Source organism: Acidovorax delafieldii, from assembly GCF_007993815.1.
In the GTDB taxonomy this organism is placed as follows: domain Bacteria; phylum Pseudomonadota; class Gammaproteobacteria; order Burkholderiales; family Burkholderiaceae_C; genus Acidovorax; species Acidovorax delafieldii.
On the sequence record NZ_VJWE01000015.1, the window covers coordinates 315,075 to 339,250 of the forward strand.

20 protein-coding genes and 1 pseudogene are annotated in these 24,176 nt (G+C 67.7%); 11 read left to right on the top strand and 10 right to left on the bottom strand.

Annotated features, from left to right (window positions below):
- The first annotated feature begins 158 nt into the window (after positions 1-158).
- From ATF69_RS17355 to ATF69_RS17370, 4 genes are all read left to right on the top strand, one after another.
- Positions 159-1,340 (top strand): zinc-binding metallopeptidase family protein, encoded by a 1,182-nt coding sequence (locus tag ATF69_RS17355; RefSeq protein ID WP_146871748.1) that lies wholly within the window; start codon positions 159-161, stop codon positions 1,338-1,340.
- A 92-nt stretch (positions 1,341-1,432) separates the two neighbouring features.
- Positions 1,433-2,965: a circularly permuted type 2 ATP-grasp protein gene (locus ATF69_RS17360; protein WP_146871749.1), complete on the top strand. Its 1,533-nt coding sequence runs from the start codon at positions 1,433-1,435 to the stop codon at positions 2,963-2,965.
- A 2-nt stretch (positions 2,966-2,967) separates the two neighbouring features.
- Positions 2,968-3,123 (top strand): alpha-E domain-containing protein, encoded by a 156-nt coding sequence (locus tag ATF69_RS17365; RefSeq protein ID WP_146871750.1) that lies wholly within the window; start codon positions 2,968-2,970, stop codon positions 3,121-3,123.
- The gene (locus tag ATF69_RS17370; protein ID WP_146871751.1) at positions 3,117-4,076 is read left to right on the top strand and encodes an alpha-E domain-containing protein; all 960 of its coding nucleotides are present in this window, start codon (positions 3,117-3,119) and stop codon (positions 4,074-4,076) included. Before ATF69_RS17365 ends, ATF69_RS17370 begins: the two co-directional genes overlap by 7 nt.
- Here ATF69_RS17370 and ATF69_RS17375 read toward each other — a convergent pair.
- The 3 genes from ATF69_RS17375 to ATF69_RS17385 form a co-directional block, all read right to left on the bottom strand.
- Positions 4,042-5,022: a transglutaminase family protein gene (locus ATF69_RS17375; RefSeq protein ID WP_146871752.1), complete on the bottom strand. Its 981-nt coding sequence runs from the start codon at positions 5,020-5,022 to the stop codon at positions 4,042-4,044. The genes ATF69_RS17370 and ATF69_RS17375 overlap by 35 nt on opposite strands.
- A 2-nt stretch (positions 5,023-5,024) precedes the next feature.
- Positions 5,025-7,670: a circularly permuted type 2 ATP-grasp protein gene (locus ATF69_RS17380; RefSeq protein ID WP_146871753.1), complete on the bottom strand. Its 2,646-nt coding sequence runs from the start codon at positions 7,668-7,670 to the stop codon at positions 5,025-5,027.
- A gap of 161 nt (positions 7,671-7,831) precedes the next feature.
- Positions 7,832-11,329, bottom strand: coding sequence for a transglutaminase family protein (locus ATF69_RS17385; RefSeq protein ID WP_146871754.1), 3,498 nt, complete (start codon positions 11,327-11,329; stop codon positions 7,832-7,834).
- A gap of 159 nt (positions 11,330-11,488) precedes the next feature.
- On the opposite strand from ATF69_RS17385, the gene ATF69_RS17390 reads away from it, so the two are divergent.
- Complete coding sequence (locus tag ATF69_RS17390; RefSeq protein WP_146871755.1) at positions 11,489-12,211, top strand: alpha/beta fold hydrolase; 723 nt, start codon at positions 11,489-11,491, stop codon at positions 12,209-12,211.
- Positions 12,212-12,282: 71 nt separating this feature from the next.
- Here ATF69_RS17390 and panC read toward each other — a convergent pair whose 3' ends face one another.
- Entirely contained in the window at positions 12,283-13,122 is an 840-nt protein-coding gene (gene panC, locus ATF69_RS17395) for a pantoate--beta-alanine ligase (protein ID WP_146871756.1), read from the bottom strand.
- Positions 13,123-13,158: 36 nt separating this feature from the next.
- On the bottom strand, positions 13,159-14,040 hold the full coding sequence (panB, locus tag ATF69_RS17400) for a 3-methyl-2-oxobutanoate hydroxymethyltransferase (RefSeq protein ID WP_146871757.1): 882 nt from the start codon (positions 14,038-14,040) through the stop codon (positions 13,159-13,161).
- 178 nt (positions 14,041-14,218) lie between these two features.
- On the opposite strand from panB, the gene nadC reads away from it, so the two are divergent.
- The 6 genes and pseudogenes from nadC to ATF69_RS23190 all read left to right on the top strand — a co-directional run.
- Positions 14,219-15,067 carry a carboxylating nicotinate-nucleotide diphosphorylase gene (gene nadC, locus ATF69_RS17405; protein ID WP_146871758.1) on the top strand — a complete coding sequence of 283 codons (849 nt, stop codon included), beginning with the start codon at positions 14,219-14,221 and terminating at the stop codon, positions 15,065-15,067.
- Positions 15,064-16,194, top strand: a complete 1,131-nt coding sequence (gene nadA, locus ATF69_RS17410; protein WP_146871759.1) for a quinolinate synthase NadA — start codon at positions 15,064-15,066, stop codon at positions 16,192-16,194. The genes nadC and nadA overlap by 4 nt, the downstream gene beginning before the upstream one ends.
- Positions 16,195-16,269: 75 nt before the next feature.
- Complete coding sequence (locus ATF69_RS17415; protein ID WP_146871760.1) at positions 16,270-18,096, top strand: chorismate-binding protein; 1,827 nt, start codon at positions 16,270-16,272, stop codon at positions 18,094-18,096.
- Between the two features lie 440 nt (positions 18,097-18,536).
- Positions 18,537-18,737 (top strand): hypothetical protein, encoded by a 201-nt coding sequence (locus tag ATF69_RS17420; protein ID WP_056058943.1) that lies wholly within the window; start codon positions 18,537-18,539, stop codon positions 18,735-18,737.
- A 96-nt stretch (positions 18,738-18,833) separates the two neighbouring features.
- Positions 18,834-19,583, top strand: coding sequence for a hypothetical protein (locus ATF69_RS17425; RefSeq protein WP_146871761.1), 750 nt, complete (start codon positions 18,834-18,836; stop codon positions 19,581-19,583).
- Positions 19,584-19,778: 195 nt separating this feature from the next.
- Positions 19,779-20,065, top strand: a pseudogene (locus ATF69_RS23190) (SDR family oxidoreductase); the annotation flags it as partial.
- A gap of 23 nt (positions 20,066-20,088) precedes the next feature.
- Here ATF69_RS23190 and ATF69_RS17435 read toward each other — a convergent pair.
- From ATF69_RS17435 to panD, 5 genes are all read right to left on the bottom strand, one after another.
- Positions 20,089-20,448 (bottom strand): 5-carboxymethyl-2-hydroxymuconate Delta-isomerase, encoded by a 360-nt coding sequence (locus ATF69_RS17435; RefSeq protein ID WP_056058553.1) that lies wholly within the window; start codon positions 20,446-20,448, stop codon positions 20,089-20,091.
- A gap of 76 nt (positions 20,449-20,524) precedes the next feature.
- Positions 20,525-21,745, bottom strand: coding sequence for an 8-amino-7-oxononanoate synthase (gene bioF / locus ATF69_RS17440; RefSeq protein WP_146871762.1), 1,221 nt, complete (start codon positions 21,743-21,745; stop codon positions 20,525-20,527).
- Positions 21,742-22,413: a dethiobiotin synthase gene (bioD, locus tag ATF69_RS17445; RefSeq protein WP_056058559.1), complete on the bottom strand. Its 672-nt coding sequence runs from the start codon at positions 22,411-22,413 to the stop codon at positions 21,742-21,744. Before bioD ends, bioF begins: the two co-directional genes overlap by 4 nt.
- Complete coding sequence (bioA, locus tag ATF69_RS17450; RefSeq protein WP_146871763.1) at positions 22,413-23,738, bottom strand: adenosylmethionine--8-amino-7-oxononanoate transaminase; 1,326 nt, start codon at positions 23,736-23,738, stop codon at positions 22,413-22,415. The genes bioD and bioA overlap by 1 nt, the downstream gene beginning before the upstream one ends.
- 2 nt (positions 23,739-23,740) lie before the next feature.
- Complete coding sequence (gene panD / locus ATF69_RS17455) at positions 23,741-24,121, bottom strand: aspartate 1-decarboxylase (protein WP_056058565.1); 381 nt, start codon at positions 24,119-24,121, stop codon at positions 23,741-23,743.
- Between the last annotated feature and the right edge of the window lie 55 nt (positions 24,122-24,176).

A 24,176-nucleotide genomic window follows, 5' to 3' on the forward strand; every position in this document is an offset into this window, starting at 1 on the left:
GAGGCCCCACGCCCCCGGCGCAGTGGCTTCGATCCTGAAGCAGGCTCCGGGCATGTCCGGGGGCCTGCTTTTTTCATGGGCCCACCTTGGCGCTGCAAAAGGGGGCCGTGCGTTGTTCCTCCTCACGGCTCCGGTCCACGGGGTATAAGCTCCACACCATGCGGGTATTCAATTGCGACCATTGCGGTCATCTGGTGTTTTTCGATAGCGTGCAGTGCCTGCATTGCGGCAGTGCGCTGGCCTTCTTGCCCGATGTGCTGACCATGGCTGCCCTGGCCCCTGCACCGCAGGACGGTGCCGACCTGTGGCGCCGCCAAGGGGGGCAGGGCAGTGCCCACTACAGCGGGCGCCTTTACCGCATGTGCCGCAACCACACGGACCACCAAGCCTGCAACTTTGCGATACCCGCCAACGACTTTGCAGAGCTGTGTGTGTCGTGCCGCCAGACCCGGGTGATGCCCGACCTGTCCGAGCCCGCCAACATGGGGCGCTGGATGCAGATCGAAGCGGCCAAGCGGCGGCTGTTCTACAGCCTGGCCCGCCTGGGCCTGGAGCCGGCGCCCGGGCGTACCGGTCCGGTGTTCGAGTTTTTGGCCGAGGTGCCGGGCGGACCGCCCGTGCTGACGGGCCACCACAGTGGGACCATTACGCTCAACGTGGCCGAGGCGGACGACGACGAACGCGCGCGCCGCCGCATCGCGCTGGGTGAGCCCTACCGCACTCTGATCGGTCACCTGCGCCATGAGTCCGGCCACTTCTATTGGGACCAGCTGGTGCGCGACGGCGGGCGGCTGGACGACTTCAGACAGATGTTTGGTGACGAGCGCCAGGACTACGCAGCGGCGCTGGAGGCGCACTACGCCAAGGGCAACGAGGGCAGTGACTGGGCCAACCACCATGTGAGTGCCTATGCCGCCGCCCACCCCTGGGAAGACTGGGCTGAAACCTGGGCCCATTACCTGCACATGATCGACCTGCTGGAAACCTCGGCCAGCTATGCCACCGAGGTCACCATTCCCGGTATCTATGGCGCGCAGCGCAGCAGCGCCATCGATCCCTTTGCCAGCCCGGCGCCCGACTTTCAGTCCATGGTGCAACATCTGGTGCCGCTGACGCTGCTGCTCAACAGCCTTACGCGCAGCCTGGGTCAACCTGATGCCTACCCGTTCGCGCTGGCGGGTGAGGTGCTGGCCAAGCTGCGCTTTGTGCACGACATGGTGCGTGCAGCGGCCGCGCGTCCTGCCCCTGTGGCCACCATGGCACCCATGCCGCCACCCTCGCCGGCTGCGAATCAAGGTATCAAAAAGAATAGCAAAACAGCCAATAAAGACCGGCGCTAGAGAGCGATTCGGCCGAAATATTGACGGTGGCTGTCGGCCAGGCATGAAAACGGCCTGGAACTTGCTTGAGGGCTCGCAGGAGATTGGCTCTCATGCAGAAGTTCGACGAGATGGTTACCCGGCTGCCCCTGGCCGGCCTGGGCGGTGCGGCAGGCTGGGCGGGCAGTGATGTACGGCCCCACTATGCGCGGTTTGCCCAGTGGCTGGCGCGCCAGAGTGCCGAATCCATGCAGGCGCGGCGCGCCGAGGCCGAGGTCATCTTCCGGCGCGTGGGCATCACCTTCGCCGTCTACGGAGCCAAGGACGAGGACGGCGCGGGCACCGAGCGGCTCATCCCCTTCGACCTGATCCCCCGCATCATTCCGCAGCAGGAATGGGCGCACATGCAGCGGGGCCTGGTGCAGCGGGTCACGGCGCTCAATCGCTTCATCCACGACGTGTACCACGGCCAGGACATCCTGCGCGCAGGCATCGTGCCTGCCGAGCAGATCCTGCGCAACGCCCAGTTCCGGCCGGAGATGGTCGGCGTTCATGTGCCCCTCGATATCTACTCCCACATCAGCGGCATCGACATCGTGCGGGCACCGGATGCGGCAGGCGAGGGCGTGTACTACGTGCTGGAAGACAACCTGCGCGTGCCCAGCGGCGTGAGCTACATGCTCGAAGACCGCAAGATGATGATGCGGCTGTTCCCCGAACTGTTCGCTCAGCACCAGGTGGCACCGGTGGCGCATTACCCGGACTTGCTGCTGGACACCCTGCGCGCCAGCGCCCCGGCCGGCGCGGCCGACCCGACCGTGGTGGTGCTGACCCCCGGCATGTACAACAGCGCCTATTTCGAGCACGCCTTCCTTGCGCAGCAGATGGGCGTGGAGCTGGTCGAGGGGCAGGACCTCGTGGTCAAGGACCAGTTTGTGTACATGCGCACCACGCGCGGGCTGCAGCGGGTGGACGTGATTTACCGCCGGGTCGATGACGACTTCCTCGATCCCGATGTCTTCCGCCCCACCTCCACACTGGGTTGTGCGGGGCTCATGTCCGCCTACCGGGCCGGCAATGTCGCCATCTGCAACGCCGTGGGCACAGGCGTGGCGGACGACAAGTCCATCTACCCCTATGTGCCGGACATGATCCGCTTCTACCTCGGTGAGGAGCCCATCCTGCAGAACGTGCCCACCTGGATGTGCCGCAAGCCGGACGACCTGCGGTACGTGCTGGACCACCTGCATGAACTGGTGGTGAAGGAGGTGCATGGCGCGGGCGGCTACGGCATGCTGATTGGCCCCGCGGCCACCCGGGCCGAGATCGAGGCCTTCCGCGCCGCAGTCATCGCCAAGCCCGACGGCTACATCGCCCAGCCCACGCTGAGTCTCTCCAGCTGCCCCACCTATGTGGACAGCGGCATTGCGCCCCGCCACATCGACCTGCGGCCCTTTGTGCTCAGCGGCCAGAAGGTGCAGATGGTGGCGGGCGGCCTCACGCGCGTGGCGCTCAAGGAGGGATCGCTGGTGGTCAATTCGTCGCAGGGCGGGGGCACCAAGGACACCTGGGTGCTGGGCGATCAGCCCGCTACAGCACACATACCGTCACCACCAATGCAAACACAACGCCAAGGGAGGGAATGACCATGCTGAGCCGTACCGCCGCTCATTTGTTCTGGATGGCCCGTTACACCGAACGGGCAGAAAAGCCCTGCGCAGCGGGGCTTTCGAAAAAATACCGCAAGCGTGTGCAACACGCTCGGGGTTCTCTGCCCTCGTCCAAGAAGGAGATCACATGCTGAGCCGTACCGCCGATCATTTGTTCTGGATGGCCCGGTACACCGAAAGGGCAGAGAACACCGCACGCATGCTCGACGTCAACTACCAGAGTGCGTTGCTACCCCAATCGACCGAGGTGGCCACTCTGGGCTGGCAGGGCCTGCTGTCCATCAGCGAGCTGCTGCCCGCCTACACCGCCCAGCATGGCGAGGTGACGCCCGCCAAGGTGCTCGACTTCATGGTCAAGGACCCGTCCAACCCGTCGTCCATCGTGGCCTGCCTGCAGGCTGCACGCGAGAACGCGCGGGCCGTGCGCGGTGCGCTCAACACCGAGGCCTGGGAGATCCAGAACCAGACCTGGCTCGAAGTGAACCGCCTGATCGCCAGCGGTGCACTGGAGCAGGACCCGGCGCGATTCTTCGAATGGGTGAAGTTCCGCTCGCACCTCTCGCGAGGTGTGACGGTGGGCACCATGCTGCAGGACGAGGCGCTGCACTTCATGCGCCTGGGCACCTTTCTGGAGCGGGCCGACAACACGGCGCGGCTGCTGGATGTGAAGTTTCACGCGGTGCAGAGCGACTTCATGGGCGCGGCCAGGGCGCAGGACCAAGACTACGACTTCTACCACTGGAGCGCCATCTTGCTCAGCGTGTCGGGCTTCGAGACCTACCGCAAGGTGTACCGCGACGTGATCACACCCGAACGTGTGGCCGAGCTGCTGATCCTGCGGGCCGACATGCCCCGCTCACTGCACGCTTGCATGAAAGAGGTGCTGGGTAACCTCGACATGCTGGGCAGCGGCCAGTCGGCCGAGACCCAGCGGCACGCGGGGCGGCTGCTGGCACACCTCAAGTTCGCACGCATCGATGAAATCCTGACCCATGGACTGCACGCCTACCTCACCCAGTTCCTGGAGCGGGTGAACGACCTGGGCGCGCGGATCAGCCGGGACTTTCTGGTGCCTGCGGCGGTGTGAGGGGTGTATCTGGCGCGTCTGGCGCAGCGGCCATAGCGGCCGTAGCGGCGGGCACCGGCTCCACCGTCACGCCCACCTGCAGCACATGGTGGTCGCCGCCGTGGATCACGCCGCGCAGCGGCGACACATCCGAAAAATCGCGGCCGATGGCCAGGGTCACATAGTCCTCGCCCGCCGCACGGTCGTTGGTGGGGTCCAGGTCAAACCAGGTGTTGTCTTCTGATGCGCCATCACTTTCCTCGGCTGCCGGTGACCACACCGACACCCAGGCGTGCGAGGCATCGGCCCCCACCAGCCGGGGTTGCCCGGGTGGGGGCTCGGTCAGCAGGTAGCCGCTCACATACCGCGCCGCCAGTCCCAGGCTGCGCAGGCAGCCGATCATCACGTGGGCAAAGTCCTGGCACACGCCCCGGCGCAGCCGCAGCGATTCGAGCGCGGGCGTGCCCGCGTCGGTGGCGTTGGATGTGTAGGCAAAGTCGGCATGGATGCGCGACATCAGGTGGCGGGCGGCCTGCATCAGCGGGCGGCCGGGTGCAAAGCTCTCGGCGGCATAGGCCACAAAGTCGGCATGCCGGGGAATGTAGGGCGAGGCAAAGCTGAACTCGGTGGCCGCGTGGTAGGGCTGGCCGCGCCGATAACCCAGTCGCTCGCGCACGGCCTCCCAGGGCTCGCCAGGCGGTGCGGCGGACACGGGCAGGGTCTCCAGCAGGCTTTCGGCGCGCACCCGCAGTTGCTCGTGGGTGAACGGCAGGCTGAAGAACGCGCGGGTGTTGCCAAACACGTCCTGCACCATGTTGCACTGTGTTGGGGCGGGGTCCACCTGCAGGCTGTGGGTCAGCACGCGCTGCACCACACCGGTGCGCGGACGCAGATGGGCCATGTGCTGGGCGTTTTGCACCGCCGGGCTGTAGTGGTACACCGTTTCGTGGATGACGCGCAGCTTCATGGTCAAGCTCCTACGCTGTGCCGAAGTGCATCCGCCGAATGCGTGAAGTAGCGCGTGGCCAGCACATCCGACAAGCCCATCACGCCCCGCACACACCGGCCCAGATAATCCTCCAGCGCTGCATGGCGCCCCTCGGCGTCCTGTGCGCACAGGGCCACCAGCGACAGGTCGGACGCTTCGGGGATGCCCGTGGCGGCGGATTCGCCGGGCGTGCCCGCGGCCGCTTCGATCTTGGCAATGCGCCCGCGCAGCGTCTGCGCGACCCAGGCCAGCGAGCGGGGGTTGTCGCGGTCGATCACCAGCAGGTCCAGCAGGGCGGGCATGTCGCGCCGCTGCTGGTACTGCGCGTGGAAGGTAATGGTGCTGTCAAACAGCGCCACCATGGCCTCGAAGCCGCCCTCATCGTGCACGGCGCCGGTCTGCAGGCCACTTTCCAGCGCCGAGGCCAGAAAGCCCAGGCGCTCCAGGTGGCGCCCGATGGACAGCAGGCGCCAGCCGTCGTCGCGGGTCATGCGGTCGGTCTGCTGGCCCGTCATGGCGGCGGTGTGGCCGCTCAGCCCTTCCAGCTGGCGCAGCGCGTCCAGCGGCGAATAGTCGCCGTCGTCTTCGGCCCCTGTGCGGGGCGCAAAAAACTCCGCCTCGGCGCGCACGATGAGGTTCCAGTGTTCCTGCGACAAACGGTCGCGCACGGCCGAGGCTGCACCCAGGATGCCGCGCAGGTTGAAGCCCACGCTGGTCACCTGCGCGGGCTGCGTCAGCCCGGCGATCAGCGAGCGCTCGAACACGCGCCGTGCCTGCCCGGCCGCAGGCACGGTCGGCAGCACCAGCCCCTGGCTCACGCCCATGGCGCTCAGCCAGGTCAGCAGCGGCTGCGAGGTCTGGTCCTCGCCATTGAGGCATTGCAGCGTGATGCGCGCCAGGCGCGTGACGTTCTCAGTGCGTTCGGTGTAGCGGCCCAGCCAGAACAGGTTTTCGGCCGCGCGGCTGGTTACCTGGCGGCTGCGGTGCACCACGGCGGGCGCGGCCTGGTTGTGGGCCAGCAGCGTGGTGGTGTCCACGGGGCCATCGGTCTGCACCCACACATCAGCGCTGCTGCCGCCGCGCTGCATCGACGTAATGCCGCTGTCGCCCTGGGCCAGGCGGGCCAGCCCGCCCGGCAGCACGCGCCACGAGCCGGGGCCGTCGCACACCGCAAACACGCGCAGCATCACCGAGCGGGGGGCGATGGGGCCACCGTCCTGGCCCGCACCCTCAGCGGCGTCACTGCGCCAGGTGGGCATTTGCGACAGCGGCAGGTGGGCCTGCACGGTGTATTCGTCGCCCTGGGCTTCGATGCGTGCGGACCACTGCGCCAGGTCTTGCGCCGACAGCGCACCGCCCAGCACGGGCACGCGCTGCGCCATGGGCCAGGTGGGGCGGATCACGCTGTGCGCGAGCTGCGGCAGCACCGCCTGCATGGCCGAGCGCTCGCCACACCACCAGGTGGGCAGCGACGGCAGGGCCAGCTCTTCGCCCAGCAGGTGGCGCGACAGCGCGGGCATGAAGCCCAGCAGCGCCGACGATTCGAGGAACGCCGAGCCCGGCGCATTGGCCACCAGCACATTGCCCGCGCGGATGGCCTGCAGCAGGCCTGGCACGCCCAGGCGCGAGTCGCTGCGCAGCTCCAGTGGGTCCAGAAACTCGTCGTCCAGGCGCTTGAGGATGCCGTGCACCGGCTGCAGGCCGTGCAGCGTCTTGAGGTACAGGCGCGCGTCGCGCACCGTGAGGTCGTTGCCCTCCACCAGCGTGAGGCCCAGGTAGCGCGCTAGGTAGGCGTGCTCAAAGTAGGTCTCGTTGTACGGGCCGGGCGTGAGCAGCACGATGCGCGCATCCGCCCCCGCCGGGCTCATCTGCCGCAGCCCGTCGAGCAGTGCGCGGTAGGTGGCGGCCAGGCGCTGCACATGCATCTGGCTGAACGCCTCGGGGAACAGGCGCGAGATGAGCAGCCGGTTCTCCAGCAAATACCCCAGGCCTGAGGGCGCCTGCGTGCGCTGCGTCACCACCCACCAGTCGCCCTGCGCGTCGCGGGCCATGTCGAACGCCGCGATGTGCAAATGGGTGCCGCCCACGGGCTGCACGCCATGCATGGCGCGCAGGTAGCCCGGGTGGCCCTGCACCAGCGCGCTGGGCAGCAGGCCTTTGCGCAGCAGCTCCTGCGGGCCATACACGTCGGCCATCACGCGGTTGAGCAGGCGTGCGCGTTGCAGCACACCGCGCTCGATGTGTGCCCAGTCGCCCTGCGAAAGGATCAACGGAAACAGGTCCACCGACCAGGGCCGTTGCGGGCCGTCGGCGTCGGCATAGACGTTGTAGGTGATGCCGTTGTCGCGCACCTGGCGCTGCAGGCTCTGCATGCGCCGGTCCAGGTCCTGGAAGCCCTCGGGCCCCAATTGATCGAAGAATTGGGCCCAGGCGCTAGTGATGTCTGGCTTGTTTGCTATTGATTTGGGAGTGGCTGATGCAGTGGCAGCGCTGGGGGCGTCCGCCACGCTGGCACCCCGCAACTCGTCAAAATGCCCGGCCGCCGCAGCAGGCGCCAGTGCAGCCGCCAACTGGGCTGCGCTGTCAGAAGGGTCGGGGGTGGGGAGGCTGTCGTTGAGGTGGTTCACTGCGCTCGATTTTCGGGCATTTGGTCGACAACACTCTGCGGGTAACCCGCACCGTCGAAACTGGCGGGGCCGATGCCAGAGACGCCAAGCAAGGGCCGCCCCGCAGCAAGGGCGTCGTCCCCCTGGGGGGAAGGCGCCGCAGGCGACTCACGGGGGCTTCTCTACCTCCGCATCTTGCGCCGCAGATCCAGTGTGAACGGAAACTCCCGGCTGCCCGGCAGTTCAATGGTCGCAGGCGGCACCGCCAGCCTGCCCGGCGTGTGGCCCATGCGCGAGAAGCGCGCCAGGCGACGGCTTTCGGCCTCATACGCGTTGACTGGGAAGGTGTCGTAGTTGCGCCCGCCCGGGTGCGCCACGTGGTACTGGCAGCCGCCGAGCGAGCGGTTCATCCAGGTGTCCACGATGTCGAACGTGAGCGGCACATGGGCGCCAATGGTGGGGTGCAGGGCCGAGGGCGGGTTCCAGGCCTTGTAGCGCACACCGGCTACAAACTCGCCGGTGGTGCCGGTGCTTTGCAGCGGCAGCGGCTGGCCGTTGACGGTGACCACATGGCGGCTTTCGTTCATGCCCGTCACGCGCACCTCGATGCGCTCCAGCGACGAGTCCACATAGCGCACGGTGCCCCCGGCGGAGCCTTCCTCGCCCATCACATGCCAGGGCTCCAGCGCATTGCGCAGGGTCAGCTCCACGCCCATCGATTTCACCGTGCCGACCATGGGGAAGCGGAACTCGAACTGCGGTGCAAACCAGGCCGCGTCAAACGCGTAGCCTGCGGCGTTCATCTCGGCCACCACATCGTGCATGTCCTGCTGGATGAAGGTGGGCAGCATCCAGCGGTCGTGCAGCTCGGTGCCCCAGCGGGCGGCGGGGGCGCGGTAGGGGGTCTTCCAGAAGCGGGCGATCAGTGCGCGCAGCAGCAACTGCTGCACCACGCTCATGTGGGCGTGGGGCGGCATCTCGAACGCACGCAGCTCCAGCAGGCCCAGGCGGCCGGTGCTACTGTCGGGCGAGAACATCTTGTCGATGGAAAACTCGCTGCGGTGCGTGTTGCCCGTCACGTCCACCAGGATGTTGCGCAGCGTGCGGTCTACCAGCCAGGGCGGCATGTCCTGGCCGTAGACCGCGCGGTTGGTTTCGATCTCGCGCAGTGCAATCTCCAGCTCATACAGCTGGTCGTTGCGCGCCTCGTCCACGCGCGGCGACTGGCTGGTGGGGCCGATGAACAGGCCGCTGAACAGATAGCTCAGGCTGGGGTGGTTGTGCCAGTAGAGCAGCAGGCTGGCCAGCAGCTCGGGCTTGCGCAAGAACGGCGAGTCGGCCGGTGTGGCGCCGCCCATCACAAAGTGGTTGCCGCCACCGGTGCCGGTGTGGCGGCCATCGGTCATGAACTTCTCGGCCGACAGGCGCGTCTCCCACGCGGCCCGGTACAGAAACTCGGTGTGCTGCACCAGCTCCTTCCAGTGGCTGGCGGGGTGGATGTTCACTTCGATCACGCCCGGGTCGGGCGTGACTGCCAGCACCTTCAGGCGTGCGTCGCGCGGGGGCGGGTAGCCTTCGAGCACGATCTTCATGCCCAGCTCTTCGGCCGTGGCTTCGATGGCGGCCAGCAGGTCCAGGTAATCATGGAGGCGCGACAGCGGCGGCATGAAGACATAGAGCACGCCGTACTTTTCGCCCACCTTCTCGGCCTTGGGGCCGCTGGCGCGGCGCGGGTCGCGCACTTCCACGCACAGCGCCGTGCGCGACAGGCCTGCGGCCGATTGGAACTTGCCGGGTGGCTGCACGCCCGCATGCGGGTCGGGCTGACCGGACAGGCGCGCGTTATCACCACCCGCAGTGCTCTGCGTTACGCGCCGTGCCTCGCCAGGGGCGGTGGCGCCTGCCAGGTAGGGCAGGTCGCGGTCGCCAGTGACCGGGCCTGCTGGCACGGAATACCGCGCCCGCAGCGTGGTGGCAGCGGCCAGCGGGCTTTGGGGCGCGGTCGGGTCTTGCGGTATCAGGTGCTCGGTGTCCGATGCCTTCACCCAGGGCAGGGCGTCCAGCGGCAGGCGGTAGCCCATGGGCGAATCGCCGGGGATGAGCAGCATGCGGTCATCGCGGAAGAACCACGGCCCGGTACTCCACACGCTGCCCGCCAGCGTGCCTGCGCTCACACCCGCCTGCAGTGGCAGCACATAGCCCACCACGCTGTCGAGTTTTTGCTCGAACACGCGGCGCAGGCGTGCGCGCTCCAGCTCATCGTCCAGACGTGCGTCAAACGGGTCCACGTTGACCGGCAGGCGCCGCTCGCGCCACAGGTAGTAGAAGGTGTCCTCATAACCGGGCTGGATGTAGCGGTCCGTCACGCCCAGCTTGCGCGTGAGGTGGCGCACAAAACGCTCGGCGTCGGCGCTGGTGTAGTGCGAGGGGTTGCGTTCGTCGGCAAACAGCGCGGGGTTCTGCCACGCGGGCTGGCCGTCGGCGCGCCAGCAGATCGACAGTGCCCAGCGCGGCAGCTGCTCGCCCGGATACCACTTGCCCTGGCCAAAGTGCAGGAAGCCGCCCTGGCCGTATTCGGCGCGCAGCTTGTGCGTGAGTTCGGTGGCAAAGCCGCGTTTGGTGGGGCCCAGCGCGTCGGTGTTCCACTCGGGCGCGTCGCGGTCGCCCACGGCCACAAAGGTGGGCTCGCCGCCCATCGTCAGCCGCACGTCGCCCGCCACCAGGTCGGCGTCCACCTGCTCGCCCAGCGCCAGCACAGCCTGCCACTGGTCTTCGGTGTAGGGCTTGGTCACGCGGGGCGATTCGTAGATGCGCGTGACGCGCATCTCATGGCTGAACTCCACCTCGGCTTTGTCCACGCCGCCTTCAATCGGCGCGGCGCCCGAGGGCTGGGGTGTGCAAGCGAGCGGGATGTGGCCCTCGCCCGCCATCAACCCGCTGGTGGCATCCAGGCCGATCCAGCCTGCGCCGGGCAGGTAGACCTCGCACCAGGCGTGCAGGTCGGTGAAGTCGTGGTCGGTGCCGCTGGGGCCATCGAGCGCCTTCACATCGGGCGTGAGCTGGATCAGGTAGCCCGACACAAACCGCGCCGCCAGCCCCAGGTGGCGCAGCAGCTGCACCAGCAGCCAGCCCGAGTCGCGGCACGAGCCGCTGGCCTTTTGCAGCGTTTCCTCGGGTGTCTGCACGCCGGGCTCCAGGCGGATCAGGTAGCGGATGTCCTGCGATACCTGCTGGTTGAGCTTGACCAGGAAATCGATGGTGCGCTGCTTGCTGCGGTCCACCTTGTCCAGATAGGCCTGCACCAGCGGTGTCATCGGGTCGGTGGCCAGGTAGGGCGCCAGCTCCTGCTGCACATCGCTGCTGTACTTGAACGGGATGTTCTCGGCCTCGGGCTCCAGGAAGAAGTCGAAGGGGTTGTACACCGCCATCTCCACCACCAGGTCCACCGTGACCTTGAACTCGCGCGTCTTCTCGGGAAAGACCAGCCGCGCCTGGTAGTTGGCAAACGGGTCCTGCTGCCAGTTGATGAAGTGCTGCGCAGGCTCCACCTTGAGCGAATACGAAATCACATTGCTGCGGCAGTGGGGCGCGGGCCGCAATCGGATGGTCTGCGGCCCGAGGCCTACCAGCCGGTCGTATTGGTAATGCGTGACGTGGTGGAGCGCGGCGTGGATGGGCATATGCAGGCCATGCTAGCAAGTCCCGAGCCATCGCGGGCAACTATTCCGGGGGCGGTGACAAGCGGTCATCGGCTGTTCACAATGTGCGGTCCGTACCCCGCTGCCGGGGCCGCCTGTTTTTCTGACTGCGCACCAACTTGGTGATGCCCTGATTCGCCCATGTCCCAATCCCCCCAACTGCTGCTCCTCCCCGGCCTGGCCGCCGATGAACGCATGTGGCGCGGCGTGCTGCCGCTGCTGCCCGCCGCGCTGCGCCCCGAGGTCGCCACCGCCCACCAGGATGTGAACCTGCACCGCATCGAAGACTTTGCCGCACGCCTGCTGGCGCAGCACTCAGGGCCGCTGGTGCTGGCGGGTGCGTCGATGGGCGGCATGATCGCCATGGAGGCCGCGCGCCAGGCGCCGCAGCGTGTGGCAGGGCTGGCGCTGCTGGGCACCACCGCGCGGCCCGAGACGCCCGACATGCGCGCCCTGCGCGAAGGCGCCATCGAGCTGTTTGAACAGGGCCGCATGCGCGAGGTCATCGAGCCCAACGTGGCCTTGGCCTTCCACCCCGTGAACGCCGCCAGGGCGGACCTGGTGCAGGCCTATCTGGACTTTGTACTGGACGCGGGCTCCGACCACCTGGTGCGCCAGAACCGTGCCGTGATCCACCGGCCCGATGCGCGGGTGCACCTGCCGCAGGTGGCTTGCCCCGTGCTGGTGGTGTGTGGCGCGGCCGACCAGCTCACGCCGCCAGAATGCTCGGCAGAGATTGCGGCGCTGGTGCCCGGCGCCGAACACCACCTGCTGCCCGACAGCGGCCACATGCTGACCATGGAGCAGCCCGAGGTGGTGACCCGCTTGCTGGTGCAGTGGCTGGCCCGCAACGGGTGGATTTGAATTGGTTAGAAGGCTTTTTGACAGGAAGCGCTAGTGGTACATGCCTTAATAGCTATGGAAATGATAGCTAATCAGAACTCCAGGTTGTCAATCAGCCGCGTGCTGCCCAGCCGCGCTGCACCCAGCGCCACCAGCGTGCCCGCGGCATCGTCGGCCGTGGCGGGCAGCAGGTCGGCCCGGCGGCGCACCGTGAGGTAGTCGGGCGCCCAGCCCCGGGCGCGCAGCGCATCTTGCGCCTGGGCCTCCAGCGCGCTGCGGTCGCTGGCGCCCAGCCACTGCTGCGCCAGCCGCTGCAATGCTTGCGACAGGGCCACGGCCTCCTGCCGTTCCTCCAGGCCCAGGTAACCATTGCGCGAACTCAGCGCCAGCCCGTCGGCCGCGCGGCAGGTATCGCCCGCCACGATGTCGATGGGCAGCGCAAACTGCCGCACCATGTGGCGGATCACCATGAGCTGCTGGTAGTCCTTCTTGCCAAACACGGCCGTGCCGCCCGTGGCGCCCAGCACGCAGGCAAACAGCTTCATCACCACCGTGCTCACGCCCACAAAAAAGCCGGGGCGGAAATGGCCTTCCAGCATGTCGGCCAGCACCGGGTCAGGGTGCACCTTGAAGGTCTGGGGCTCGGGGTAGAGGTCCGTCTCGCGCGGGGCAAACAGCACATCACAACCGGCGGCCTGCAGCTGTGCGCAGTCGGCCTCCCAGGTGCGCGGGTAGCTGTCAAAGTCCTCGTGCGGCAGAAACTGCAGACGGTTCACAAAGATGCTGGCCACGGTCACATCGCCCAGGGGCTTGGCCTGGCGCACCAGGGCGATGTGCCCCTCATGCAGGTTGCCCATGGTGGGCACAAAGGCGGGGCGGCGGTAGGGGGCCAGGGCCTGGCGCAGGTCGGCAACGGAGCGGGCAATCAGCATGGGGTCGGAGGGGTCAGAGGGAGATAGGAAAAGGGCTCACCAAGCGTGTACAGCGTTGTCCGGGAAGCGCCCTTGCTTCACGGCCTGCACATACGCCTCCATGGCGCCGCGCACGCTGCCCGCGTCCTGCATGAAGTTGTGGACGAACTTCGGCATCTTCCCGAGGTTCATGCCCAGCATGTCGTGCAACACCAGCACCTGGCCGGCCGTGCCGTTGCCCGCGCCAATGCCGATGGTGTGGCAGTGCGGCAGCTCGGCCGTGATGTCGGCGGCCAGCGCTGCGGGCACCATCTCCAGCACTAGCATGGCGGCGCCTGCGTCCTGCAACTCATGCGCCTCTTTGCGCAGCGTGCGGGCCGCGTCGTCGGTCTTGCCCTGCACGCGGTAGCCACCCAGCGCGTGCACCGTCTGCGGCGTCAGGCCCAGGTGGGCGCACACCGGCACGCCGCGCTGCACCAGGAATTCGACCGTGGCCGCCGTCCAGTCGCCACCTTCGAGCTTGACCATGTGTGCACCCGCCTGCATCAGCACGCAGGCGCTGCGCAGCGCCTGCTCGCGGCTTTCGGCATAGGTGCCATAGGGCAGGTCGGCCACCAGCCAGGCCGTGCCCTGCACGCGGTGCAGGCCGCGCGCCACGCTGGCCGTGTGGTAGGCCATGGTGTCCAGCGTCACTCCCACCGTGCTGGGCAGGCCCTGGCACACCATGCCCAGCGAATCGCCCACCAGGATGCATTCCACCCCCGCCGCATCAGCCACGGCGGAAAAGGTGGCATCGTAGGCGGTGAGCATGGTGATCTTCTCGCCCGCCGCGCGCATCTGCGCCAGGCGCGGCAGGCTCACGGGGCGGCGCTGGGGCAGGGGCGATGCAGGCGGCAGCGTGCCATAGGGCGTGGCGGAAACAGGGCTGGTGGCGGTCATGTAACGCGGTGGAGCCAAAAAATTGCCGCGAGTCTATGCGACCAATACTGGGTGTACTTATTGGTTTCCAGCGCGGGCCCCATGGGCCAGCGCTGGCACAGTGGCCTTTGCGTTCCCGGTATGCTCGCGGCCCATGACAGCTGCGCCATATTCCGCACATTCCCCCGCAAAGACCCCCATGAGCGATACCGAAGTGAAGGCCCTGGCCCAGGCCGATGTGGCCCGCGCCCTGGCCGAAGACGTGGGCACCGGCGACCTCACCGCCGGCCTGATCGACCCCGCCCGCCGCGCCCGCGCGCGCATCCTGGCGCGCGAAGCCGCCGTCATCTGCGGCGCCCCCTGGGCCGACGCCGCGCTGCGCGCCCTCGACCCCACGGTGCAGATCACCTGGCATGTGGCCGAGGGCCAGCGCTGCGCCCCCGACCAGGTGGTGCTGGAGCTTGAAGGCAATGCCCGCGCGCTGCTCAGCGCCGAGCGCACGGCACTCAACTTCCTGCAACTGCTGTCGGCAGTGGCCACCAAAACCCGTACCTATGTGGATGTGGTGGCTGGCACCCGCGCCCAGATCGTGGATACGCGCAAGACCATTCCCGGCCTGCGCCTGGCGCAAAAGTACGCCGTGCGCGTGGGCGGCGGCACCAACCACCGCATTGGCCTGCACGATGCGGTGCTGATCAAAGAGAACCACATTGCCGCTGCGGGAGGCGTGACCGCCGTGCTGCGCGCTGCTGAGCGGGTGGCGTCTCAGGCAAAGTTCATCGAGATCGAAGTGGAAACCCTGGAGCAACTGGCCGAGGCGCTGGAGGCCGGCGCCAAGATGGTGCTGCTGGACAACATGCCCTTGGCCCAGCTGCGCGAGGCCGTGCGCATCAACGCGGGCCGTGCGATTCTGGAAATATCGGGCGGCGTCACGCTCGACGGCCTGCGCGAACTGGCCGAGACCGGCGTGGACCGCATCTCCATCGGCACGCTGACCAAGGACGTGAAGGCCACCGACTTTTCGATGCGCCTGCAGGAGCTGGCATGAGCACCGCAACCCTCCACCGCATCGACGTCGAATACGAGCAGCCCGATGAGGCGACGTCGGGCTCCGTCTGCTCCACCAAACACGCCTGGGCGCGTGTGCCGCCCGAACCTTCGCAGGCGGAGCGTGCCGCGCTCAAGGACAAGATCCGTCGCCTGCTCAAGGAAAAGAACGCGGTCATGGCGTCGCACTACTACGTGCACCCGGACCTGCAGGACCTGGCCGAGGAAACCGGCGGCCTGGTGAGCGATTCGCTGGAGATGGCCCGCTTTGGCCGGGACCACGCGGCGCAGACCCTGGTGGTGAGCGGCGTGCGGTTCATGGGCGAGACGGCCAAGATCCTGAGCCCGGAAAAGACCGTGCTCATGCCCGATCTGGACGCCACCTGCTCGCTGGACCTGGGCTGCCCCATCGACGAATTCAGCGCGTTCTGCGACCAGCATCCCGACCGCACCGTGGTGGTCTACGCCAACACCAGCGCGGCCGTGAAGGCGCGCGCGGACTGGCTCGTCACATCGAGCTGTGCGCTCGACATCGTGAGCGCGCTCAAGGCCGCAGGCCAGAAGATCCTGTGGGCGCCCGACCGCCACCTGGGCGCCTACATCCAGCGTGAGACGGGCGCCGACATGGTGTTCTGGAACGGTGCCTGCATCGTGCATGACGAGTTCAAGGCGCTGGAGCTGGAGCTGCTCAAGCAGCAGCACCCGCATGCCAAGGTGCTGGTCCACCCCGAGAGCCCCGCCGACGTGGTGGCCCTGGCCGACGCCGTGGGCTCCACCAGCGCCATCCTCAAGGCCGCGCGCGAGATGGACGCCACCGAGTTCATCGTGGCCACCGACAACGGCATGATGCACAAGCTGCGCACGCTCAACCCCGGCAAGACGTTTTACGAAGCGCCCACGGCGGGCAACAGCGCCACCTGCAAGAGCTGTGCGCACTGCCCCTGGATGGCGATGAACGGCCTGGCCGATGTGGCCCGGGTGCTGGAGACCGGTGCGAACGCTGTTCACGTGGACCCCGCACTGATTCCGCGTGCGCGTCAGCCGATTGACCGCATGCTGGCCTTCACAGCGGCGCTCAAGAACGGTCAGCCCACCGGCGCACTGTTGCCCCACCTGGGCGCTGCCTGAGTGCGCACGACGCGTTGAAGTTTGCTCATGTTTTGATAGCTAAAGGCGCATGATCCACTAGCGCCTCCGCCTGCTTTGACTTCTAGTTGCCACATTGACTTCACCCAGCCGCTGAGCGCAGGCGCCGCGCGCCTGCGCCACCGTTTCGAGGCCCCGCGCGAGGTGCTGGTGGCCCAGGCACTGCACGAGGTGCGCGGTGTGCTCGACGCCGTGTTTGCCGCCGCACAGCAAGGACGCTGGTGCGTGGGCCATGTGCGCTACGAGGCCGCCCCGGCCTTCGATGCCGCATTGCAGACCCATGCGGCCGACGGCCCGCTGGCCTGGTTTGCCGTGTACGACGCGCCCCAACCCGGGACCGACGACGCGGCGGATGCGGCGGCAGCAGCAACCCCTGCGCAGGTGATGTGGGACGACAGCCCCGAGCGCGAGGAATTTGACGCCGCACTGGCGCAGATCCAGCAGGCCATCGCGGCGGGTGAGCTGTACCAGGTCAACTACACCGCGCCCTTTCGCGGCACGCTTCAGGGCTCGCCGCAGGCCCTGTTTGCTGCACTGTTGCGCGCGCAGCCCGGGGGCTATGCCGCTTACCTGCAGGCGGGTGACGAGCAAGTGCTGTCGGTGTCGCCCGAGCTGTTTTTTGACTGGCTGGACGCGCCGGAAGGCGGCACCCTGCTGGCCCGCCCGATGAAGGGCACGGCCCCGCGCGGCGCCACCCCCGAGCAGGACGCGCAGCAGGCCGAGCACCTGCGCACGGCGCCCAAGGAGCGTGCCGAGAACGTGATGATCGTGGACCTGCTGCGCAACGACATGTCGCGCATTGCGCTGCCGCACAGCGTGCAGGTGCCTGCGCTGTTTGCCACGCAGGCCTTGCCCACGGTGTGGCAGATGACCTCGGACGTGACGGCGCGCACGCGGCCCGGAACCACGCTGACGGATGTGTTTGCGGCGCTGTTCCCTTGTGGCTCCGTCACGGGGGCGCCCAAGGTGCGCGCCATGCAGATGATCCGCGCGCTGGAGCCCGCGCCGCGCGGTGTGTATTGCGGCGCGGTGGGTGTGGTGCGGCCTGGCGGGGCGGCGGGGCCGGACGGCCTGCACCCGGTGGCGGCCACGTTCAATGTGCCCATCCGCACCGTGGTGCTGCGTGGCGTGGGTACGGGTGCGGATACCTCCCCCGGCGTTGCCAAAGCCACCTGCGGCATTGGCAGCGGCATCACCTCGGGTGCCGGGGCGGGCGCCGAATGGGCCGAGTGGCACCACAAGCGCGCCTTTGTCGAGCGGGCCAGCGCTCCGTTCGAGGTGCTCGAAACCCTGGGCCTGCACCACGGAAAATTCGTGCACGCCGACCAGCATGTGCGCCGCATGGGCGAGGCGGCTGCGCATTTCGGCTTTGTGTTCAACGCCCATGCGGTGCGCCAGGAGCTGCAGATTGCCGCCCTGCAACACCGCGATGGCGACTGGCGGGTGCGCCTGCTGCTGGCGGCGGACGGCAGCGCACGCGCCGAGGCCTTTGCGCTGCAGACCACGGCAGTGCCTGTGCGCCTGCAACTGGCGCTGCGCTCCTTTGCAGCCGCACACAGCGAGTTTGTGCGCTACAAGACCACGCGGCGCGCGCACTACGCGGCGTTTGCACCCACCACCCCCGGCGTGTTCGACACGGTGCTGTGGAACGAGGCGGGCGAGATCACCGAAGGCACCTTCGGCAACATCGCCGCGCTCGTCGATGGGCGCTGGGTGACGCCGCCCCTGTCCTGCGGCCTGCTGCCCGGCGTGGGCCGCGCCGTGGCACTGCAGGACGGCCACGTGGTGGAGGCCGTGCTGCGCGTGGCCGACATCCCCCGCGTGCAAGGCTGGGCGTTCATCAACAGCCTGCGCGGCTGGCTGGACGCCACGCTGGACGCGTAGCCAGTCCTTTTTTCGCAACCTCCCTGTTGGCGTCCCGCCCCCAGGTGTTTGGCGGCCGCCGCAGGGGCCGTTCAGCGCAGTGGATCAGGCCGTGGGTGTGTTGCCTTCGGTGGTCGTTCAGTCAGCGGGCCGAGCGTTCCAACGCGCATCCTGTGCATCAGGATGTGACGCTGCTTGCCCGGGCTGTAGGCGCTTGCATGGCGCCCACCCAGCCTGACCGCACCGGCCTGGCAAGGCCGGTTGCTGCGGTCTGGCAAATGCCCCCTTTTGCATCCCGCTACCTGCTGTGCGCTTGCTTACACCGCATCGCACCTGGCCCACAGGCCTATAGGACACGGCCTACAAAAAGCGCTGCGGTGCCCCTCGAACATGAACCCACACAAGACGCCTTTGCAGGCTTTGTGTGCCACCTTTGTTCAACCACTTCGACAGGAGCCACCATGTCTCAAAACAACCCGCAGAACCAGCCCAACACTCCTTCGTCTCAGCGCCAGTCGCCCGCCGGGCAGCAGCAGGCCGAGCAGAGCACGGGCGGCAACACCCACCGCCAGCAAGGTGCCCGCAACGACGCCGACACACACGCGCAGGGCCGCGACCAGAAGCAGCAAGGCAGTCGCGATTCGCACAAGAGCCAGCCCTGAGACCAGGCAGGCCACAACAGCATGTGGCCAGCCGCACCCTTCCATTCCTATTCACTTTCAACTTTTGATATTCCCATTGACCGCAAGGAGAGCACCATGGGCTACAGAGACAGCGACGACAGCAACTTTTCCCGCCATGGCATGGGCCGCGATGCCGACGACATGCGCTTTACCGAGCGCGGTGACCACCAGGGCTACGGCAGCGAAGACCATCGCGGCAGCAGCCCTGGCGGTTACCGCCAGGAGTTCGAGAACCGCAATGACCGCAGCGACCGCTATGAGCAAGAACGCAATGGCCACGAACGCTACGGCCAGTACGGCCTGAACCGCAGCCGTGGCGAATCGCAGGGCTACCCACGCACCGGGCGCGAAAGCTTTGGCGCGTATGGGCCTCAGGGCCGCTCAGGCTACGACAACGGCCCAGCCCGTCAGCACCAGGCATGGGGCGCCCCGTACGAGAGCCAGGGCTTTCGCGATGACGAAGGGCGCTTTGCCTCGCCCTATCGCGACGATGAACGCGGCCAGGGTGGCTACGGCAACGCCTATGGCTTCACCCGCAATGCACCGCCCGCCCAGCAGAGCCGCGGCCACCGCGATCCCGACTACCAGCAGTGGCGCGACGAGCAACTGCGCATGCTGGATGACGACTACGACAGCTGGCGCAAGGAGCGCTACCAGAAGTTCTCGGATGACTTCAGCCAGTGGCGATCCACACGCACCAGCGGCAGTTCGGGCCAGCAGCAGCCTGGTCAGCAGAACCAGAAAGGTGCGGGCTCCCAGAGCGCATCCAGCACTGCGTCTGGCGGCAACCAGGGCAATACCGGCAAGTCCAAGGATGCCAGCTGACCGTTGCTGCGACTGACGCGGCCGGGCCGGGGCAGTGTGTGCTGCCCCGGCCCGGTCGTTGAACTCGCCGTCCGTACCACCGTGGGCGCACTGGCCTTGAAGCCCAGGCGCCCCTTTTTTTGGCTCCGGTTGACCTGGAGCCCCTGTCGGCAGAAAGACATTCCGCCATGACCGCCTCCGTCCCCTTCGCTCCCGGCCACCAAGGGTGCGATCCATGCCTTTACCCAGGGGCTGGCGCATAACTTGCCGACCGGGGAATCCGCGTGAAAGCGGTGGCGCCTGGGCCGGTGTGGGCACCGCGGATCCCGGCGGAGCGCCCGGCCAAAGAGGTGGAAAAGGTTGGCGTCACAACACGTCTGGACTGCCCGATGCAACCCGAGGAGATTTCGCCCGCCGGCGTGTTCCTGGCGGCCCCGTGTTGCTCCAGCTACATCACGGGCATCCTGCAGCCGATCACCGGCAACGCAGGCGACGGGGCCTGAGGCGGGGGGGCAGGAGCGCAGCGTCAGAGCCGCTCTTTGGCGTACGAGCCCCGGTCCATATCGACGATCTCCACGCTCAATTGCACCATCACGCCCTGGGGCTTGGGGGTGCGCTCGCGCAGTACCGCGGCAATGAGGTCGGACAGCTCCTTCTTGGCCTCGGGCGTGCGGCCTGACAGCAGGCGCAGTTGTGCGTGCACAAAGGCGCGGTTGGCGGGCGCGATGCCGATCTCGAAGCTGTCGGCCACGATGAAGCGCGTCTTCAGGTCGGCCTCGTCCTGCACCTGGGGATGTGCGCACAGGGCGGAGTTCAGGGCCGTCAAGGTTTCGGCTTCGGGGTAGTGGGGCAGGTTGGCCGAGTATTCGATGGTCAGGTGGGGCATGGAATCGTCTCGCTGGAAGGATAGGGGAGGGCCTGCATTGGCAGGGCGCCTGGGCTGTGCATGGTACTGCGGCTTGTCAGCGACTCATCAACGGTGTCGCCAGCGCATGCAGCGCGGCCAGCAGTTGCGCCACATCGTCGGTGGTGTGCGCGGCGGACAGCGCAATGCGCAGCCGCGCCGTGCCCGCTGGCACGGTGGGCGGGCGGATGGCAGGCACCCACAGTCCTTTGGCGCGCAGGCCTTCCATCACCGCCAGCGCCGCTTCGTTGCTGCCGATGATCAGGGCCTGCACGGGGGTGTGCGACGGCAGCAGGTGCCAGCCCAGCGATGCAGGCAATGTGGACAGGCCTTGGCGCAGTTGCGCGATGAGTCCGTCCAGATGTGCACGCCGGTCGTCGGCCGCCTCCATGATCCGCAGGCTTTGGCGCAGTGCGCTCGCCAGCAGCGGTGGCGCGGCGGTGGCAAAGATGTAGGTGCGCGTTTTTTGCAGCAGCCATTCGATGAGGGCTGCATCGCCGGCCACAAAAGCGCCCGCCACGCCCGCTGCCTTGCCCAGCGTGGCCATGTACAGCACGCGGTGCGAGGCGTGGGGGCTCGTCAGCCCCGCCTGTGCCAGGCTGCCGCGCCCCTGGGGGCCCAGCACGCCAAAGCCGTGGGCATCGTCCAGCAACAACAGCGCGTCGTAGCGCTCACACAGCGCGAGCAGGGCTGGGATGTCGATGAGATCGCCGTCCATGCTGAACACCGCATCGCTGATCACCAGCTTGCGCCGAGCGGGGCTGGCGGCAAGCTGCGCTTCCAGCGCTGCCAGGTCGGCGTGGGGATAGCGGTGGATGGTGGCGCGCGACAGTCGGGCACCGTCGATCAGGCAGGCGTGGTTGAGTGCATCGGAGAACAGCGCATCGCCGTCACCCACCAGCGCGGGGATGATGCCGGTGTTGGTGGCATAGCCCGCGTAGAAGTACAGGGCCCGGGGCAGTTGTACATAGGCCGCCAGATCGTGCTCCAGCGCATCGTTGGCAGCGCTGTGGCCGCTGACCAGCGGCGAGCCGCCCGAGCCCACGCCATAGTGGTGTGTGGCCTCGCGCGCGGCTTCGGCCAGCGCAGGGTGGCCGGTCAGGCCCAGGTAGTCGTTGCTGCAAAAGGCCAGCATGGGCCGGCCGTCCACCAGCAGGCGGGCACCGCCGGCGGGCTGCACCACACGGCGGCGGCGCAGCAGGTGGGCGCGTTCGATGTCGGCCAGGCGCGCGGGGATCTCGTCGAGCCACGACGTTTGTGGTGCCGTGGCGCTTGTCATCGCCAGTCCTTGGGCAAATCAAACACCAGGCTGCCGGGTTCGGGTAGCTCCTGGTGCGGCACATCGGCCAGCAGCGGTGCACCCAGCCGGGTGCGCAGGTAGGCAATGTTGTCCTCCACCGCCTCCATGTCGGGGTCCACGCGGTTGGCCACCCAGCCCGCCAGCGTGAGGCCCCGCGCACGGATGGCCTCGGCGGTCAGCAACGCATGGTTCAGGCAGCCCAGCCGCAAACCCACCACCAGCACCACCGGCAAGGCCAGGGCCTGGGCAAGGTCTGCGCCAGTCAGCGTATCGGTGAGCGGCACATGAAAGCCGCCTGCTCCTTCCACCACCACGGCGTCGGCCTGAGCGGCCAGCGTTTGGTAGCTGGCGACGATGGCAGCGATGTCGATCTGCACACCCGCCCGCGCCGCGGCGATGTGGGGCGAGAGCGGGTCGGGCAGTAGCACGGGGTTGTCCAGCGATGGCGGCACGGCCAGGGTAGAGGCCGAGCGCAGCGCAATCGCGTCTTCACTGGCCCAGTCGTCCCCCCAGGGCACCAGGCCAGCCGCCACGGGCTTCATGCCCACCACGCGGCGGTGGTGGCGCGCCAGAGCGTGCAGCAGCCCGGCGGACACCAGCGTCTTGCCGACACCGGTGTCGGTGCCGGTCACAAAACATCCCATCATCAACTTTCCTCCTGCAGGGTGGCGTTCAGCGCATCAAGCGCGCCGCTGGCAAGGCACTGGACGGCCTCGTCGTCGAGCGCATAGGGCGGCATGGCGTACAGCGTTTTGCCAATGGGTCGCAGTACCAATCCGCGTGCCATGGCGTGCTGGTGGTAACGGCGCGCAAAGTCGGGCAGGGTAGTGTCTACATCCCAGGCCCAGATCATTCCCAGCCGCCGTGTATACCGCACACGCGGGTGCTGCGTGAGGGGTGCACAGGCCACATCGATGCGCTGCGCCAGTGCCTTGTTGGTTTTCAGTGCATCCAGTTGCTCAAACAGTTCCAGCGTGGCCAGCGCCGCGCGGCAGGCCAGCGGGTTGCCGGTGTAGGAGTGCGAATGCAGAAAGCCCCGCGCCACATCGTCGTCGTAGAACGCGGCGTACACCGCATCGGTGGTGAGCACGGCCGACAGCGGCAGTGTGCCGCCCGTGAGGCCTTTGGACAGGCAAATGAAATCCGGCCGGATTCCGGCCTGCTGGTGGGCGAACATGGTGCCCGTGCGGCCAAAGCCCACGGCGATTTCGTCTACCACCAGGTGCACCTCGTAGCGGCTGCACAGCGCACGTGCCAGGCGCAGGTATTCGGGGTCGTGCATCGCCATGCCGGCCGCACATTGCACCAGGGGCTCGACGATGAAGGCGGCGGTGGTTGTGTGGTGCTCCTGCAGCCATGCTTCCAGCGCGGCAGCGGCGCGTCGGGCCACGTCCTGTGCGGTCTCCCCCGGTGCCGCACCGCGTGCGTCAGGGCTGGGCACGGTGTCGGCCAGGCGCACCAGCGGGGCATAGGCTTCGCGAAAGATCGCAATGTCGGTCACGGCCAGAGCGCCCACGGTTTCGCCGTGGTAGCCACCGGCCAGGCCCACAAAGCGGCTCTTGGCGGGGCGACCGGTGTTGCGCCAGTAGTGCGCGCTCATCTTCAGGGCGATCTCGGTGGCGGCTGCGCCGTCGCTGCCATAGAACGCATGGCCCAGGCCGGTGAGGGCGGCCAGGCGCTCGGACAACTCCACCACGGGCGCGTGGGTAAAGCCCGCCAGCATCACGTGGTCTAGCTGGCCCAGTTGGTCCACTAGCGCGGCCTGGATGTGTGGGTGGCTGTGGCCGAACAGGTTGACCCACCAGGAGCTGATGCCGTCCAGGTAGCGGTTCCCATCGGTGCCGTAGAGCCACGGGCCCTGCGCGCGGGCAATCGCCACGGGGGGCTGGGCCTCGTGCCGCTTCATCTGGGTGCACGGGTGCCAAACGGCAGCCAGGCTGCGGGCCACCAGAGCGTCATGGGTCGGCGCCATCGTTACAGGGCCTGCGTGGGCACTGCGTGGCGCAGTTCCGTCTGGCGGTTGTGGTCGTCCACAAACACCAGCTGCGGCTGGTGCGCGGCCACCTGGTCTTCGTGCACCTGGGCGAAGGCCGCAATGATGATGAGATCGCCCACTGCAGCACGGCGTGCGGCCGAGCCGTTCACCGAGATCATGCCGCTGCCGCGCTGGCCCTTGATGGCATAGGTGACAAAGCGCTCGCCGTTGTTGATGTTCCAGATGTGGATCTGCTCGTTCTCTGCGATGTTGGCGGCATCCAGCAGGTCTTCGTCGATGGCGCAGGAGCCTTCGTAGTGCAGCTCGCACTGGGTCACGGCCACGCGGTGGATCTTGGATTTGAGCAGGGTGCGGAACATCGGGCTTCCTTGGGTGAAGTCTGTGAACTTGTGGAGGGTGGCCTGCCGGTGGCAG